This is a genomic window from Acidovorax soli, assembly GCF_014207955.1.
Classification (GTDB): Bacteria; Pseudomonadota; Gammaproteobacteria; order Burkholderiales; family Burkholderiaceae_C; genus Acidovorax; species Acidovorax soli_A.
Window position 1 is genome coordinate 12,133 of sequence record NZ_JACHLK010000001.1, and the last position, 14,171, is coordinate 26,303.

Below are 14,171 nucleotides of genomic sequence, written 5' to 3' on the forward strand. Positions count from 1 at the left end.
TCTTTACCCAACCAAGGAACGCTGGTAAGATGTGTCAAAATTTTACAGAGGGAGGCTGCCTTGCGGGTAGTATTAATTGCAGCATTGCTGGTATGCCCTGCCGCATTTGCGCAAACATCGTTAAAGGTGTCTGCCGTGGCGTGGCAAGGCCTCACCGCCGACGAGAAGGCGAATGTTCAACAAAAGTACGTGGTCGAGGTGATGGCGCCCGAATCATTCGGAACCATTATCGACAACCAGGGACTGGACCGATCCACCCCAGGCAGCAATGCCGGAACCGCCATGGGCGCCGCCATCGGCAGCACCGCCTATGTGGACAGGGCCATCAATCACGGTAACTATTCTGGCAAGACCCACGTGGCCGCTATGCTTCTAGGGATGCTGGTGGGATCCGCACTCGACCGACCGGCTCAATCCAGCTACCAGTTCCGCTATGCCATACGGCTGGGCAATGGAAACGTCATTTACCAAGATACCTATTCATCAACACCATTTCGACATGCTGTTGGTGTGTGTGTATTCACACCCTCCATTGACCTTGCGCCTGAGCAACACCTGTGCACGCAGACCACGGATACCTTCAAGAATTCCCTGGGCATTTTCAATGTGCCAACTGCGCTCAACGCGCCTGCTGGTGATCGCCTCAGTTCACCAGAAACACCGCCAACGCTACAGGCCACCGAGACTGCCAGCGAAACCGTCAGCTGCAAGCTTGGCACGTTGGCGCCCGTCAAAACCTCACCAGAAAAATGCAAACTCATCAATGGAGCAATCATCAATGATTAAGAAGACCCTTATGCTGGCTGCAGCCGTTTTGCTGTCAGGGTGCGCCGCAAATACCTACACGTTGAACCAGAAACAATATAGTGGAGAAAAAGCGTTTCACACGGCGGTAAGTGCGGATGTTGCAGAATCACTTGCGTCAGTCACTCCTTTGGCTGCCCCATTGACGAAGAAGCGGCTCATCGTTGCATTTCCGAGTCAGCAGGCAGCTTTTGAGGAGACTGGCAGAAGGCATGCAGCAATTGCAGGCAGGGAGGCCAGTGGGGTTCAACTAGAACTCTACAAAAACCTATCCATAGCCAATAACAGGTTGACCCGTGTTTTTTTTGAAGCCATTCAGAAAAAAGGAATTTATTCATCTATTGAAATTCGAGAGCTTCCCAGTGTTGTAATCTCCATAGAGCCATCCGTTGACTATGATGTCCTGTATTACACCGAGGCTGCAGCGAATTCAGGTCAGTATTTTTATGCATCGGCAAAACATGGAAAGCAGGTTTTCGCCTATGACCGCAGCGGAGTGACCTCGGCAGCCAAGGTGAGCGCTTTCATTGACGCAGCACAGGCACAAGCGATCCGTGAATGACCTTTCGCGCGACCGATTCAGGTTGAAGTCTCCGTAATATCAAAAAAAAGCCCGGCAAAAGCTGCCGGGCTTCGAAAGCCCTGCCTGCATTGCGGCAACCCAGGGCCCCGCTCAGGGAGGAAAAGCGGGGGGCAGCAAGCTGCCCGGAATCAATTTAGCACCAGCCCGCGGGGCATACAAGCAGGGTTTGACACGTCCGCAAAACACCCCCACCGGGCCGCTGGCGGCAGGCTTGAGGCACAATTTTCCCCATGCACCTCCCAAGCTCCGCCCTCTTCCCGCAGAACCGCCCGCGCCGCCTGCGCCGCGATGCCTTCACCCGCAATCTGGTGCGCGAGCACCGCGTGACGCCGCACGACCTGATCTACCCCGTGTTCGTGCACGAAGGCGAGAACCGGCGCGAGGCCGTGGCCTCCATGCCCGGCGTGGACCGGCTGAGCCTGGACCTGCTGCTGCCCGTGGCCGAGGACTGCGTGCAGCTGGGCATCCCGGTGCTGGCCCTGTTCCCGGCCATCGACCCGTCCCTGAAGACGCCCGATGGCAAGGAAGCGCTCAACCCCGACGGCCTGATCCCGCGCGTGGTGCGCGCCCTGAAGAAGGAATTCCCCGCCCTGGGCGTGATGACCGATGTGGCACTGGACCCCTACACCAGCCACGGCCAGGACGGCGTGCTCGACGACACCGGCTACATCGTCAACGACGACACGGTGGAGATCCTGACCGGCCAGGCGCTCACGCACGCCGAGGCGGGCGTGGACATCGTCGCGCCCAGCGACATGATGGACGGGCGCATCGGCGCCATCCGCGAAGCGCTGGAGGTGCAAGGCCACATCCACACGCGCATCATGGCCTACAGCGCCAAGTACGCCAGCGCCTTCTACGGCCCCTTCCGCGATGCGGTGGGTACGCGCGGCGCTCTGGGCAAGGCCGACAAGAACGTCTACCAGATGGATCCTGGCAACACCGACGAAGCGCTGCGCGAGGTGGCCCTCGATATCGCCGAAGGCGCCGACATGGTGATGGTCAAGCCCGGCATGCCTTACCTGGATGTGGTGCGCCGCGTCAAGGACGAGTTCCGCGTGCCCACCTTCGCCTACCAGGTGAGTGGCGAGTACGCCATGCTCAAGGCGGCCGCCGCCAACGGCTGGCTGGACCACGACGCCGTGATGATGGAAAGCCTGCTGGCCTTCAAACGCGCCGGCGCCGATGGTGTGCTGACCTATTTCGCGCGCGACGCAGCCCGCCTGCTCCTGGCGCGCTAGCCCGCAGCCCGGCACCGCGCCCATGCGCATCTTCCATATCCAGGGCAGCGGCGTGCAGGAGCTGGACACGCTGCCGGCGCAGCTGCCCGACCAGGGCTACCTGTGGATCGCCTGCGCACGCCCCGCCTTCCAGGCACAGCTGGCCGACGTGCAGGCCGCCCTGCTGCGGCTGACCGGGCTGCAGCTGGTGGACCTGCATGTGTCCGACCTGCTCAACGCCCAGTTGCCCTCGCACTACGACTACACCTCGCAGTACGATCTGCTGGTGTTCCGGCGCCTGGCCACCCTCCCGCCCGAGGACGACGCTGCCGCCACGCTGCAGCCCGCACCCCGGCGCGGCGGCCCGCCGGTGCTGCGGCGCATCGACACCAGCCCCGTGGGCTTTGCCGTGTTCGACCAGGTGCTGCTCACGGTGCACCCCGGCGACTGCAGCGTGCGCGACGCCTATGCCAGCCGCCTGCTCGCGGCCGCCCCGGCGGACCCGCGCGAGGGCCGGGCCAATCCGACGGCATCGGGCACGCGCAAACCCACCTCGCCCGCCGACCTGATGCTGCGCCTGGTGAACCAGATGGTGGACGGCTACCTGGACCTGCGCCGCGAACTGTCGCGCCAGCTCGACCACTGGCAGACCGAGCTGCTGCGGCCCCGGGCGCGCTACGTCAACTGGAGCTCGCTGCTCGACGCCCGCCTGTCGCTGCATGCCCTGGACGAGATCTGCGAGGACCAGCGCACCGCCGTGCAGGACTGGATCGACGCGCTGGAGACCTGGGCCGTGCCCGATTCGCCCACGGGCCTGCGCGACCTGGACCTGCTCAAGGTGCGCAGCCGCGACGTGCTCGAACACATCGAGCGCGTGGTGCACCATGTGCGGCGCATGGAGCAGAACACCGAGACCGCCGTGCAGATGCATTTCTCGGTGCAGGGCAACCGCACCAACGACATCATGCGCACGCTCACGGCACTCACGGCCGTGTTCCTGCCGCTGAACCTGATCGCAGGGATCTTTGGCATGAACTTCGAGTTCATCCCGCTGATCCACAAGCAGGACGGCTTCTGGTGGGCCATGGGCTCGATGATCACCATCGCCGTGGTGCTGGTGGCCGTCTTCTGGCGCAAGCGCTACCTGGCCCGCACGGGCAGCTGACGGCGGCAGTTGCCCCGCTCAGTTCGGGCCGGCGGCCAGCAGCGCGTCCTTGAGCTGGTTGTCCACCGGCGAGGCGCCCAACCAGATGCGCAGCACCATGCCGAAGTACTCGGCATCGCCGACCGGCGCGCCCTGGGGCTGGCCCTGGATGAAGAAGGTCGTGCCCTTGCCCGGCACGAACTCCATCGCGAAGGTGTCCCCCGAGGCCAGCTTGGTGCGGCCCGAGAAGATCTCGACCAGGCGGTTGCTCGAGGGCGTGTGGCGCCGGATCTGGTCGGGCGTGGCATTGGCCGACAGGCCCTTGATGAAGGACAGGCCCAGGTCCGTGCCCGGGATGTCGCGCTGGGCCACGAACTGCAGGCGCACCGGCCCGCTGGTCGCGGCCAGCACCTCGTCGGCCGTGCGCACCTTCCTGGGTAGGTACAGCGCCATGTCGTAGACCTTGAACACGGCGCGGTAGCGCGTGCCCGCACCCTGCAGCACCAGGGGCGTGCCCTGCACGTTCTGGGTCGGCTCGAAAGCCGTGGCGGCGATGGAAGGCGCCACGAAACCCAGGCTGGCGGCCGCCAGGGCCAGGGCGCAGGCGCTGCGGGCCACAGGACGGCTGCCGGCGTGGAAGGAAAGGATGGTTGTGTTATTCAAGGGCTTGTCTCCGCAATGCAGGGCCGGGGGCTGAAGCGATGAATTCCCGGCAGCCTCCGCCCGCGCTGGAATGATAGGCGACGCCGGGCCCGCCCCCACCCGCTACTTGCCCGGTACCGGCACACCGAACAGGGCGGCACCGTTGCCGAACGCCACCCCTTGCGCCAGCGCAGGCGGCAGGCCGCCGAGCCAGCTGCGGTAGCCCTTCATGAGCCCCTCGTAGTGCTGCCAGCGTTGGTTGACCCAGGTGTCCGAGCCGATCACAAAACGCGTGGGGTACTTGAGCAGCAGCGCTCGCCAGGCCGGGCACAGCTGCTCGTTGTCGCAGACCAGGCCCGGCCGGTAGGACAGTTCACCCACCAGCCCCGGGTAGCGCGCCATGAGCGCGTCCACCCGCTCCACCGGCGCGCCGCCGATGCCCGTGTGCGCCCAGACCAGGCGCAGCTTCTGCCCCTTGGAAGGCGTGTTGGCCATGAGCAGGTCGATCGCAACATCGTCCACATGGGCCAGGACCACCAGGTCGCGCTGCTCGGCCAGCACCATGAGCTTCTTGGCCACCGGGCCATCGGCATTGGCGCTGTCGTACAGGTGGAACTCACCGATGCCTTTGTAGGGCCCCGAGGCCGTGCCCTTGGCGAGTTCGGCCTGCACCATCTCGTAGATGCTCTCGTCGCGGAACCAGTTGCTGTAGTCGTCACGGTTGCGGTACAGGCGCACAAAGGGCACGACGGCGATGCCGGCGTCGCGCACCTCCTTCGAGGCGGCCAGCGCGAGCGAACCCGTGTTGGGCCGCGAGTTGGCCACGATGGCGCGCACACCCGAGGCCTTCATGCGCGCGATCACGTCGGCCGGCGGGTGCGGGCCGTTCTGGCCGTTCCAGGCCTCTTCGTTGTAGTGCAGGTGCGCATCGAACAACGGGCCGGCGTAGTCCGCAGCGTGTGCAGTGCCGGCCAGGCAGACGGCGGCCAGCAGACCGCCCAGCAGCGCACAACGTCGTGCCATGGCCTCAGCCCGCCAGGTGCTTGTCGAAGAAAGCCAGCGTGCGGTCGCGCGCGGCCAGGGCTGCGGCCTCGTCGTAGCTGCCGCGCTGATCGCAGTTGAAGCCGTGGTCGGCTTCGTAGAGATGCACCTCGACCTCGGGGTGGGCGCGGGCAAAGGCCTGCACGCCATCCACAGGGATGTGCTTGTCGCGCTGGCCGAAGTGCGCCAGCACCGGCACCCGGGGCGTGCGGCCGGCCTCGGCCTCGCTGGTCACGCCGCCACCATAGTAGGGCACAGCGGCCGACAGGCCCTGGAGCAGGCAGGCCGAGCGCCAGGTCAGCAGGCCACCCCAGCAAAAGCCGACGACGCCGACCTTGCGGCCGCTGCGCTCACCTGCGCAGTCAATGGCGGCCTGGATGTCGGGCAGCACGCCGGGGGCGGGCAGGCCTTCCACCGCCGCCTTGAGCGCAGCGCCGGCGGACACGTCCTCGGCCGTGTAGCCCAGCTCCACGCCTGGCTTCACGCGGTGGAAGGTGGCAGGCGCCACGGCCAGGTAGCCGCGCGCGGCCAGGCGGTCGGCGATGGCGCGGATGTGCGAGTTGACCCCGAAGATCTCCTGCAGTACCACCACGGCACCGCGCGGCGCGGTGTCCGGCTCGGCCACCCAGGCGGGAAACACGAAGCCATCGGCGGACTTCAGATCGACAAACTGACCCATGGTGCAACTCCTTGAAGACGACAAAACCAGACAAGTAGGGAATGAACGGGGCTCTCCAGCCCCGCAAGGGGGCCGAGCAATGCTGTAATGCCCCAATTCTTGCAGGAGACGCGGTTTTGGACAAAGTTGCATTGATCACGGGCGGCAGCCGGGGCATTGGCGCCGCCACCGCCCTGCTGGCCGCGCGCCAGGGCTGGGCCGTGGCCGTGAACTACCAGGCCAACCAGGCCGCCGCAGACGCGGTGGTCGGCCAGATCCGGGCCCTGGGCGGCACCGCCATCGCCGTGCAGGGCGATGTGGCCCATGAGGACCAGGTGCTGGCGATGTTTGCCGCCGTGGATGCGCAGCTTGGCCGCCTCACGGCCCTGGTGAACAACGCGGGCGTGGTGGACGTGACCCAGCGCGTGGACGAGATGGGCGTGGCGCGGCTGCGCCGCATGTTCGAGACCAATGTCATCGGCAGCATCGTCTGCGCGCGCGAGGCCGTGCGCCGCATGAGCACGCGCCATGGCGGCGCAGGCGGCTCCATCGTCAATGTGTCCAGCGCCGCATCGCGCCTGGGCTCGGCCCACCAGTATGTGGACTATGCGGCCAGCAAGGGCGCCATCGACAGCTTCACCCTGGGCCTGGCACGCGAGGTGGCGGCCGAGGGCATCCGCGTGAATGCCGTGCGCCCGGGCCTGATCGAGACCGACATCCACGCCAGCGGCGGCCTGCCCGACCGGGTGCGCGACCTGTCGCACCAGGTGCCCATGCAGCGCGGCGGCACGGCCGAAGAGGTGGCGCAGGCCATCGTGTGGCTGATGTCGGATGCGTCCCCCTACACCACCATGACTCTTCTCGACGTATCTGGAGGGCGCTGACATGGACCTGAAACCGCTCATCACCCTGCTGGCCATCGTGAACCCGCTGGCCATTGTCCCCTTCTTCATCCACTACACGCAGGGCTTCTCGGCCGCGCAGCGGCGCGCCACCATCCGCACGGCGGCGCTGGCCTCGTTCTGCGTGATCGCGGCCTGCGCGCTGCTGGGCCTGCAGATCCTGGAGTTCTTCAACATCTCGCTGCAAAGTTTCCAGGTGGGCGGCGGCATGCTGCTGCTCATCAGCGCGATGAACATGCTCAACGCCCAGCCGGCCGAGGCCAAGCCCCTGACCAACGAGCTGGAGGAAGGCGTGGAGAAGGCGGCCGCAGGCTCCAGCATCGCCGTGGTGCCGCTGACCATCCCGCTGCTGACCGGGCCGGCCAGCATGTCCACGGTGGTGATCTATGCCGACCGCGCCCAGACCATCTGGCAGCAGGTGGCGCTGGTGGGTTATGGCGTGGTGATCGCGCTGGCCACGGCCCTGTGCTTCTCTCTGGCCGACCCGATCGCCCGCGTGCTGGGCAAGACCGGCATCAATGTGATGACGCGGCTCATGGGCCTGATCCTCGCGGCGCTGGCCGTGGAGGTGATGGCCGATGGCCTGGGCAAGCTGTTCCCGGTGCTGGTGGCGCGTTGAGCTTCCCCGCACGCGCCCCCATGCCGGCCCGCCTGCTGCTGCTGGAAGACGACCCGGCCATTGCGCGCACGGTCGCCTATGCGCTGGAGCGCGAAGGGCTGGCGGTGGCGCACAGCGTGCTGGTGCAGGACGCGCGCGAGCAGCTCGCCCGTGCGCCTTTCGACCTGCTGGTGCTGGACGTGGGTTTGCCCGACGGCAGCGGCCTGGACCTGCTGCGCGAGCTGCGCGGCACTCCGGCCACGGCCGCCCTGCCCGTGCTGGTGCTCAGCGCGCACGGTGAGGAGATCGACCGCGTGCTGGGCCTGGAACTGGGCGCCGACGACTACCTGGCCAAGCCCTTCAGCCCGCGCGAGCTGTCGGCCCGCGTGAAGGCCCTGCTGCGCCGCGCCGGCACGCAGGCCGCTGCGCCGCCGGCCACGCGCCCGGCACCACTGTTCCACGACGACGAAGCCGGCCAGCGCATCAGCCTGCGTGGCCAGCCGCTGGCGCTCACACGGCGCGAATACCGGCTGCTGGCCTGCCTGCTGCGCGGCGCGGGCCGCATCCATTCGCGCGACGCACTGCTCAATGCCGCCTGGGGCGATGACAGCGAGAGCACCGACCGCACGGTGGACACGCACATCAAGACGCTGCGCGCCAAGCTGCGCGAGGCCGATGCCGGCCGCGAGTACATCAGCACCCACCGCGGCATGGGCTACTGCCTCGATTTGTAGCTGGACGGCTCCCCATGCGCCTGGGCATCCGCCTGCTGTTCGCCTTCTTCCTGATCAACGGCATCGCCGCGTTCTTCGTGCTGCGTGTGTTCACGGCCGAGATCAAGCCCAGCGTGCGCGAGGTGATGGAAGACATGATGGTGGACACGGCCAACATCCTGGCCGAACTGGCCAGCGACGACCTGGTGGCCGGGCGGCTGGAGGGCGGCGCCGTGGACAGCGCCTTTGCCCGCCATGTGCGCATCTACGCCACGCGGCCCATCGATGCGGCGATCTGGGGCTTTTCCAAACAGTCGCTGGACTACCGCATCTACGTGACGGACGCCAGGGGCCGGGTGCTGTTCGACTCGGAGAACCGCGCCGTGGGCGCCGACTACTCGCAGTGGCGCGACGTGGCGCGCACCCTGCGCGGCGAGTACGGCGCACGCTCCACCCGCGACATCCCGGACGACGATGCCAGCGGCGTGATGCACGTGGCGGCGCCCATCTATGCGCCCGGCGGCAGCGCCACCGCCGAGCGCCGGATCGTCGGCGTGCTCACCGTGGCCAAGCCCACGCGCACGGTGCAGCGCTTCATCGACCGGGCCGAGAACAAGGTGCTGGCCAGCGGCGTGCTGCTGCTGGCCCTGTCGGCCGCCGTGGGCGTGGCCGTGACGCTGTGGATGGTGTGGAACGTGCGCCGCCTGCGCGACTATGCGCTCAGCGTGCAGGGGCCGGCGGCCGGCGACCGGGACAGCCCGCCAGCAACGGCCCTGGCCGTGCCCGAAGTGCCCGGCGAGCTCGGCGACCTGGCGCGCGCCATGGACCGCATGCGCGCGCGGCTGGAGGGGCGCGACTACATCGAGGGCTATGTGCGCGCCCTCACGCACGAGCTCAAGAGCCCCGTGGCCGCCATCCGCGGTGCGGGCGAGCTGCTGCAGGACGAGTTGCCCGCGGCCGACCGCGCCGAGTTCGCCACCCAGGTGGTGCAGCAGAGCGAGCGCCTGCAGCGCATCATCGACCGCCTGCTGGAGCTGAGCAAGCTGGAGCAGCGCCACCATGCCGACGCCCAGGCACCCGTGGCGCTGCAGGACTGTGCCAACGCCGCCGTGGCCCAGACCCGGGGCCGCGCGGGCCAGCGCGGCATCGAGCTGACCGTCAGCGGCAGCGGCGCCAGTGGTCCCTGGGAACCCGAGCTCGTGACCCTGGCGCTGACCAACCTGCTGGACAACGCGATCGACTTCGCCCCCGGCGGCAGCAGCGTGCGCGTGGAGCTGGCCGGCACCACCGTGGCCGTGCAGGACAGCGGCCCCGGCGTGCCCGACTACGCCCTGCCCCGGCTGGGTGAGCGCTTCTTCACCACGGCACGGCCCGGCGGCGAGCGCAGCGGCTCGGGCCTGGGCCTGGCCATCGTGCGGCGCGTGATGGCGCTGCACGGCGGGCAGATGGCGGTGCGCAATACGGCGCCGGGGCTGCGGGTGGAGCTGGAGTTTCGGGGCGTCTAAGCCGCAGCCGACTGAATGCGGGGCTGGGCGTTCAGGAAGTGGACGAGGTCGCCCACGGTGCTGACCTTGCCGTAGAACGGGTTGCCCTGGGTGGACGAGAGGTCACGGCCCGCGCGCTGGGCGATGTCGGGCACCAGCGACAGGTCCAGGTCGTCGGCATCGAGGCGCAGGTCCTTCTGGAGCCGGTCCGTCACCCGCAGCGGAAACAATCCGACCTGTCCCGGCAATCCAGTCTGGAGTTCTTCATACACGGCGCGCACCACCCAGGTGTCCACGCCACGGCAGTCGATGGACCGGGCGAACTGGCAGATCGACTCACCCGACCGCTCCTGCGCCAGTTGCGCAAAGTGCCTTGCGTCCAACCAGCCGGCAACGGCAACCAAGCCCCACAGCACGATGGCCAGAAAGCACACCGCCAAAGGATGGGTCCAGACGACCCAGAGAGAGGCGATGGCCACCGCTGCCACGAGAAGGCGGCCCGGCCATGGCAGAGGCCTGGGCTGGCGCGAGACCGGAGGCATGGATCGGGAAGCGCGTCGCGTGGTGGGCATCGCTGCCATTCTGCCACCGCCCCCACTTCACACTGCCCTCACAAACTTCATTCCGCCCTCACACCCGCCGCCAACACTGCCTCCACATTCATCACACCGTGGAGGACTCTTTGAAACACCCCTTGTTCATCAAACTCGTGGGGCTGGCAGCCATCGTGCTGCTGCTCATGGTCGGGCTCGGCCTGATCGAGGACGTGGTGCGCGACCGGCAGCGCTACCGCAGCATGACGGCGCAAAGCGTGGCCGACAGCCTGGCCGGGCCACAGACGCTGATGGGGCCCATGATCCACAGCGCCTGCGTGGAGAGCTGGGATGTGGAGACCGGCAAGGGGGAAGAGCGCCGCACCGTGGAGCAGCGCCGCGAGTTTCTGCTCACGGCCATGCCCGAGCAGCTCAAGCTGCGCACCGGCGCTGCGATGGAAGAGCGCGCCCGCGGCCTGCACAAGGTCAACACCTACAACCTCAAGTCGCATGTCACCGCGCAATGGGGCGCCCTCAACAGCCTGCAGCCGCAAAGCACCGTGAAGGGCTCGCGCATGCACTGCGGCGCGCCCATCCTGATGGTGGCCGTGGGCGATGCGCGCGGCATCCGCATGGCGCAGGTCACGCTGGGCGAGCAGGCGCTGCCGCTCAAGCCCGGCACCTTCCACCCGACCTACACGCGTGGCCTGCACGCCGGCCTGCCCGAGTCGGTGCGCGGCCGTGCCGAGGGCCTGACGGCCACGCTGGACCTGGAGCTCGTGGGCACGGAACGCCTGTCCATCGTGCCGCTGGGCGGCAACACCGAAGTGCAGATGACCAGCGGCTGGCCGCACCCTTCGTTCTCGGGGCGGTTTCTTCCCTCCGAGCGCGAAGTGACCAAGGACGGGTTCAGCGCGCAATGGCGCCTGTCGTCGCTGGCCACCACGGCGCAGCAGGACATTGCCAACAGCAAGCGCATCTGCGTGGGCGGCCAGGACGCCCCGAACGAGTACGCAGTGCCGGGCGGGGGCACGGCCAGCGACTGCGCCGACAGCTTCAGCGTGGCCTTCATCGACCCTGTGAACCCCTACACCCTGGCCGACCGCGCCACCAAGTACGGCGTGCTGTTCATCGCGCTCACCTTCGTGGCCGTGGGCCTGTTCGAGCTGATGAAGAAGCTGCGCGTGCACCCGGTGCAGTACCTGCTGGTGGGCAGCGCGCTGTGCAGCTTTTTCCTGCTGCTGGTGAGTTTGTCAGAGCATGTGGCCTTCGGCGTGGCCTACGGCATCGCGGCCACGGCCTGCGTGCTGCTGCTGGCCTACTATGCCAGCCACATGCTGGGCAGCCTGGCGCGCGGCATTCCGCTGGGGGCCGGCATCGCGCTGCTCTACGGCCTGCTCTACGTGCTGCTGCAGCTGGAGCAGACCGCGCTGGTGGTGGGCTCGATCGCGCTGTTCCTGGTGCTGGCAGCCGTGATGGTGGCGACCCGCAAGGTGAACTGGTATGGCCTCAACGCCTCGGCGGGCGGCCCCCGCCCACCGGCACCGCGCCGCGAGCCGCCCTCGGTTCCGCCAGCCGCCTCCGGCCTGGTCAGCCCCCAGCAGCCCGCGAGCCCGGCATGACGCACGCAGCCTCCCCCACCGTGGCCTGGGCGCGGCACCTCACGGCCCCCGCCAGCCACCCCGTGCCGGCCTTGTCGGAGGCCGAGGTCCAGCGTGTGCAGCGCTACCGCGACCAGTTGCTGGCCGCCCTTACGGCCCATGACCGGGCCGCGCTGCAGACGGCCAAGCAGGCAGTGCTGCGCGCGGCCTATGGCCCGCCCCCCGATGCAGGCCCACCGGCATCCACCGCGCTGCGCGCGGCCCTGCGCGACCTGTCGTGGCACATGGCCATCCTTCTGTTGCCGCGCCGCCCCACCGCAGCCCTGCACCACTGAGCAGGGTGGACTCTCAGGCGGGCACGGCCTGGGGCGTGGAGCAAGCCGCGCCACCACAGCCCTGGAGCAGTTCGCCCGGCAGCGCTTCGGGCAGGTGCACGGCACCGGTAGCTGCATCAAAGCCCACGCGCCGCAGGTGCAGGGCCAGCGCGGCATCCATGGTCTGGGCATGCTGGGGGAACCACAGCGCCAGCTCCCCCGCCATCATGCGCAGCACCTGCAGGTCCCCCTGTGCAGCGCGCGCCGCGCCTTCGCGCATGACCTGCAGCACCACCTTGTGCTGCATGCTGTGGCAATTGCCCGAGGCGAAGCGCGTGGCCGCCATCCACCGGTCTTCCATGCCGAAATGCTGCTCGGTGTGGGTGGTCAGCTCCTGCCATCGGGCGAGGATCTGCGCGTCCTCTGCGCGCTCCACCCCGGCCAGCAGCGCCACGAACTCCTCGTGGGTTTCGTCCAGTTGCGGCAGGTCCAGTACCAGTGCCTCGGACCATTCCAGTGCTGCCATTGCGTGCTCCCTGCGTAACATTGAGCGGCCAGCTTAGGTGCGCCGGCACCGATCCGCCTTGACGCAGGTCAGACCCTGTTCTCCCCAACGGCAAAGCCCCGCACAGGGCGGGGCTTTGCAGCGGTGGGCGCAAGCCCGGGATCAGCTCTGGCCGTACATGCGCTTGGCGTCGTCCACGCACTTGGACTTGGCGTCGCCGCTCATGGCGTCGCAGCGCTCCTTGGCGGCCTTGTAGTTGGCCTCGTTCTTCTCGGCGGTGGCGTCCTTGCGGGCTTCGGCCACCTGCGCGCCCTTTTCGGCAGCGCTGTCGGCGGGCTTGGCGGCGGCCTTGGCCACCTTGGCGTTCTCCTTGGCCGTGGTGTGGGCGGCCTTGGCGTCCTTCACGCAGACGTCCTTGGCATTGCCGGTCAGGTCATCGCACTTCTCCTTGGCGATGGCGTAGTCGGCATCGGCACGGGCCATGCGGGCCTTGTTCGTGGCCTTGTCGGAGGGCTTGTACTGGGCTTCGAGTTCGGCCTTGGCGACGTCTTCGGCGCCCTTGGCTTCCTTCATGCAGATGTCTTTGGCATTGGCCTTCAGGGCATCGCAGGTGGTCTTGGCGGCCTTGTAGTCGGCCGAGATCTTTTCCTTGGCGGCCTTGTGTTCGGCATCGGTCATGGCCATGGCCGAAGTGGCCATCAGGCCGGCGACGACAGAGGCGATCAGGGTACGGGCGATTTGCATGGTTTTCTCCTCAGGGTCTCAGGGGGATGTTGGTGTGATGTGATGGGGTGAGGCACTGGCTCCGGCTGCCGGCCCTCTGCAGGGCAGGTCCCAGGAAGGTTGGCGGCGGGTGCCTGCGGCCTCTGTCAGTCGTTGAAGCGGAAGTCGGGGTGGCGGCTCTGCCAGTCCTTGAGCTGCTTTTCAGCCGCGTCGCGGGCCAGGCCCTGGCGCTCCTGCAGCTTGCCCAGGAACTGTTCGCGCTTGCCATCGATGACGTCCAGGTCGTCGTTGGTGAGCTTGCCCCACTGTTCGGTGATCTTGCCTTTGAACTGCTTCCAGTTGCCCTTGATGGTGTCTTCGTTCATGGTGTGCATCCTCGGAAAATGTCGCTTCAGCCATCCACTCGGAGTGCGTGGAACACTTGCGTGATGCGATGGAAAGACTGTAAGAACGGGGCCGTGCGCAGCGCGTAGTCCGCACCGTGGAACCCGCGTCGGCGCATGCCTACGGGCTGCCGGACAAGCCCCCGCTACGGCGTTCGAGCCGATTCCAGTCGCCGGAAAAGCGGGTGTTGCGGCAATGCATCGCCCAAAAACGCCGCCCGCCCTCTGTGGCGGTGGATACGCGTTTCTTTTGGTAACGCTTACTAGCATGTAGGGAATGCCAGTTTTGTAGGAGCTTGCCTACACTTCTCAACAAATCTTCA

17 protein-coding genes are annotated in these 14,171 nt (G+C 67.4%); 10 read left to right on the forward strand and 7 right to left on the reverse strand.

The window, feature by feature from the left end:
• Nucleotides 1-135: 135 nt before the first annotated feature.
• The 4 genes from HNP48_RS00070 to HNP48_RS00085 all read left to right on the forward strand — a co-directional run bounded on the left by HNP48_RS00070 (nucleotide 136) and on the right by HNP48_RS00085 (nucleotide 3,772).
• Nucleotides 136-786, forward strand: coding sequence for a hypothetical protein (locus HNP48_RS00070; protein WP_221480041.1), 651 nt, complete (start codon nucleotides 136-138; stop codon nucleotides 784-786).
• Entirely contained in the window at nucleotides 779-1,366 is a 588-nt protein-coding gene (locus HNP48_RS00075) for a hypothetical protein (RefSeq protein WP_184854818.1), read from the forward strand. The genes HNP48_RS00070 and HNP48_RS00075 overlap by 8 nt, the downstream gene beginning before the upstream one ends.
• Before the next feature lie 251 nt (nucleotides 1,367-1,617).
• Entirely contained in the window at nucleotides 1,618-2,628 is a 1,011-nt protein-coding gene (gene hemB / locus HNP48_RS00080; protein WP_184854819.1) for a porphobilinogen synthase, read from the forward strand.
• 22 nt (nucleotides 2,629-2,650) lie between these two features.
• Nucleotides 2,651-3,772 carry a magnesium transporter CorA family protein gene (locus HNP48_RS00085; RefSeq protein WP_184854820.1) on the forward strand — a complete coding sequence of 374 codons (1,122 nt, stop codon included), beginning with the start codon at nucleotides 2,651-2,653 and terminating at the stop codon, nucleotides 3,770-3,772.
• 18 nt (nucleotides 3,773-3,790) lie between these two features.
• Here the strand turns inward: HNP48_RS00085 and HNP48_RS00090 are convergent, their stop codons facing one another.
• From HNP48_RS00090 to HNP48_RS00100, 3 genes are all read right to left on the reverse strand, one after another.
• Nucleotides 3,791-4,414, reverse strand: a complete 624-nt coding sequence (locus HNP48_RS00090; RefSeq protein ID WP_184854821.1) for a chalcone isomerase family protein — start codon at nucleotides 4,412-4,414, stop codon at nucleotides 3,791-3,793.
• A 102-nt stretch (nucleotides 4,415-4,516) separates the two neighbouring features.
• The gene (locus HNP48_RS00095; protein ID WP_184854822.1) at nucleotides 4,517-5,416 is read right to left on the reverse strand and encodes an amidohydrolase; all 900 of its coding nucleotides are present in this window, start codon (nucleotides 5,414-5,416) and stop codon (nucleotides 4,517-4,519) included.
• A gap of 4 nt (nucleotides 5,417-5,420) precedes the next feature.
• Nucleotides 5,421-6,113, reverse strand: coding sequence for a dienelactone hydrolase family protein (locus HNP48_RS00100; RefSeq protein WP_184854823.1), 693 nt, complete (start codon nucleotides 6,111-6,113; stop codon nucleotides 5,421-5,423).
• Nucleotides 6,114-6,229: 116 nt separating this feature from the next.
• On the opposite strand from HNP48_RS00100, the gene HNP48_RS00105 reads away from it, so the two are divergent.
• The 4 genes from HNP48_RS00105 to creC are packed head-to-tail and all read left to right on the forward strand — an operon-like array spanning nucleotide 6,230 to nucleotide 9,810.
• The gene (locus tag HNP48_RS00105) at nucleotides 6,230-6,976 is read left to right on the forward strand and encodes an SDR family oxidoreductase (protein ID WP_184854824.1); all 747 of its coding nucleotides are present in this window, start codon (nucleotides 6,230-6,232) and stop codon (nucleotides 6,974-6,976) included.
• Between the two features lies 1 nt (nucleotide 6,977).
• Nucleotides 6,978-7,613: a MarC family protein gene (locus HNP48_RS00110; protein ID WP_184854825.1), complete on the forward strand. Its 636-nt coding sequence runs from the start codon at nucleotides 6,978-6,980 to the stop codon at nucleotides 7,611-7,613.
• A 20-nt stretch (nucleotides 7,614-7,633) separates the two neighbouring features.
• The gene (gene creB, locus HNP48_RS00115) at nucleotides 7,634-8,326 is read left to right on the forward strand and encodes a two-component system response regulator CreB (protein WP_184855621.1); all 693 of its coding nucleotides are present in this window, start codon (nucleotides 7,634-7,636) and stop codon (nucleotides 8,324-8,326) included.
• Between the two features lie 14 nt (nucleotides 8,327-8,340).
• Nucleotides 8,341-9,810, forward strand: coding sequence for a two-component system sensor histidine kinase CreC (gene creC, locus HNP48_RS00120; protein WP_184854826.1), 1,470 nt, complete (start codon nucleotides 8,341-8,343; stop codon nucleotides 9,808-9,810).
• Here the strand turns inward: creC and HNP48_RS00125 are convergent.
• Complete coding sequence (locus tag HNP48_RS00125; protein WP_311773785.1) at nucleotides 9,807-10,268, reverse strand: hypothetical protein; 462 nt, start codon at nucleotides 10,266-10,268, stop codon at nucleotides 9,807-9,809. The genes creC and HNP48_RS00125 overlap by 4 nt on opposite strands.
• A gap of 203 nt (nucleotides 10,269-10,471) precedes the next feature.
• Between HNP48_RS00125 and creD the strand changes: the two genes are divergently transcribed.
• Nucleotides 10,472-11,944 (forward strand): cell envelope integrity protein CreD, encoded by a 1,473-nt coding sequence (gene creD, locus HNP48_RS00130; protein ID WP_184854828.1) that lies wholly within the window; start codon nucleotides 10,472-10,474, stop codon nucleotides 11,942-11,944.
• Complete coding sequence (locus tag HNP48_RS00135; RefSeq protein ID WP_260420033.1) at nucleotides 11,941-12,258, forward strand: hypothetical protein; 318 nt, start codon at nucleotides 11,941-11,943, stop codon at nucleotides 12,256-12,258. Before creD ends, HNP48_RS00135 begins: the two co-directional genes overlap by 4 nt.
• Before the next feature lie 13 nt (nucleotides 12,259-12,271).
• On the opposite strand, the gene HNP48_RS00140 is transcribed toward HNP48_RS00135, so the two are convergent.
• From HNP48_RS00140 to HNP48_RS00150, 3 genes are all read right to left on the reverse strand, one after another.
• Nucleotides 12,272-12,763, reverse strand: a complete 492-nt coding sequence (locus HNP48_RS00140) for a hemerythrin domain-containing protein (protein WP_184854829.1) — start codon at nucleotides 12,761-12,763, stop codon at nucleotides 12,272-12,274.
• Nucleotides 12,764-12,904: 141 nt separating this feature from the next.
• Nucleotides 12,905-13,486, reverse strand: coding sequence for a hypothetical protein (locus tag HNP48_RS00145; RefSeq protein ID WP_184854830.1), 582 nt, complete (start codon nucleotides 13,484-13,486; stop codon nucleotides 12,905-12,907).
• Between the two features lie 125 nt (nucleotides 13,487-13,611).
• Nucleotides 13,612-13,830, reverse strand: coding sequence for a CsbD family protein (locus tag HNP48_RS00150; RefSeq protein ID WP_184854831.1), 219 nt, complete (start codon nucleotides 13,828-13,830; stop codon nucleotides 13,612-13,614).
• Nucleotides 13,831-14,171 lie beyond the last annotated feature (341 nt).

Bases quoted from the DNA above. Each gene is read 5' to 3' on its own strand.
- HNP48_RS00100 (WP_184854823.1), bottom strand. From the start codon at position 6,113: ATGGGTCAGTTTGTCGATCTGAAGTCCGCCGATGGCTTCGTGTTTCCC.
- HNP48_RS00145 (WP_184854830.1), bottom strand. From the start codon at position 13,486: ATGCAAATCGCCCGTACCCTGATCGCCTCTGTCGTCGCCGGCCTGATG.
- creB (WP_184855621.1), top strand. From the start codon at position 7,634: ATGCCGGCCCGCCTGCTGCTGCTGGAAGACGACCCGGCCATTGCGCGC.
- HNP48_RS00135 (WP_260420033.1), top strand. From the start codon at position 11,941: ATGACGCACGCAGCCTCCCCCACCGTGGCCTGGGCGCGGCACCTCACG.
- HNP48_RS00095 (WP_184854822.1), bottom strand. From the start codon at position 5,416: ATGGCACGACGTTGTGCGCTGCTGGGCGGTCTGCTGGCCGCCGTCTGC.
- HNP48_RS00110 (WP_184854825.1), top strand. From the start codon at position 6,978: ATGGACCTGAAACCGCTCATCACCCTGCTGGCCATCGTGAACCCGCTG.
- HNP48_RS00075 (WP_184854818.1), top strand. From the start codon at position 779: ATGATTAAGAAGACCCTTATGCTGGCTGCAGCCGTTTTGCTGTCAGGG.
- HNP48_RS00085 (WP_184854820.1), top strand. From the start codon at position 2,651: ATGCGCATCTTCCATATCCAGGGCAGCGGCGTGCAGGAGCTGGACACG.
- hemB (WP_184854819.1), top strand. From the start codon at position 1,618: ATGCACCTCCCAAGCTCCGCCCTCTTCCCGCAGAACCGCCCGCGCCGC.
- HNP48_RS00140 (WP_184854829.1), bottom strand. From the start codon at position 12,763: ATGGCAGCACTGGAATGGTCCGAGGCACTGGTACTGGACCTGCCGCAA.
- HNP48_RS00150 (WP_184854831.1), bottom strand. From the start codon at position 13,830: ATGAACGAAGACACCATCAAGGGCAACTGGAAGCAGTTCAAAGGCAAG.
- creC (WP_184854826.1), top strand. From the start codon at position 8,341: ATGCGCCTGGGCATCCGCCTGCTGTTCGCCTTCTTCCTGATCAACGGC.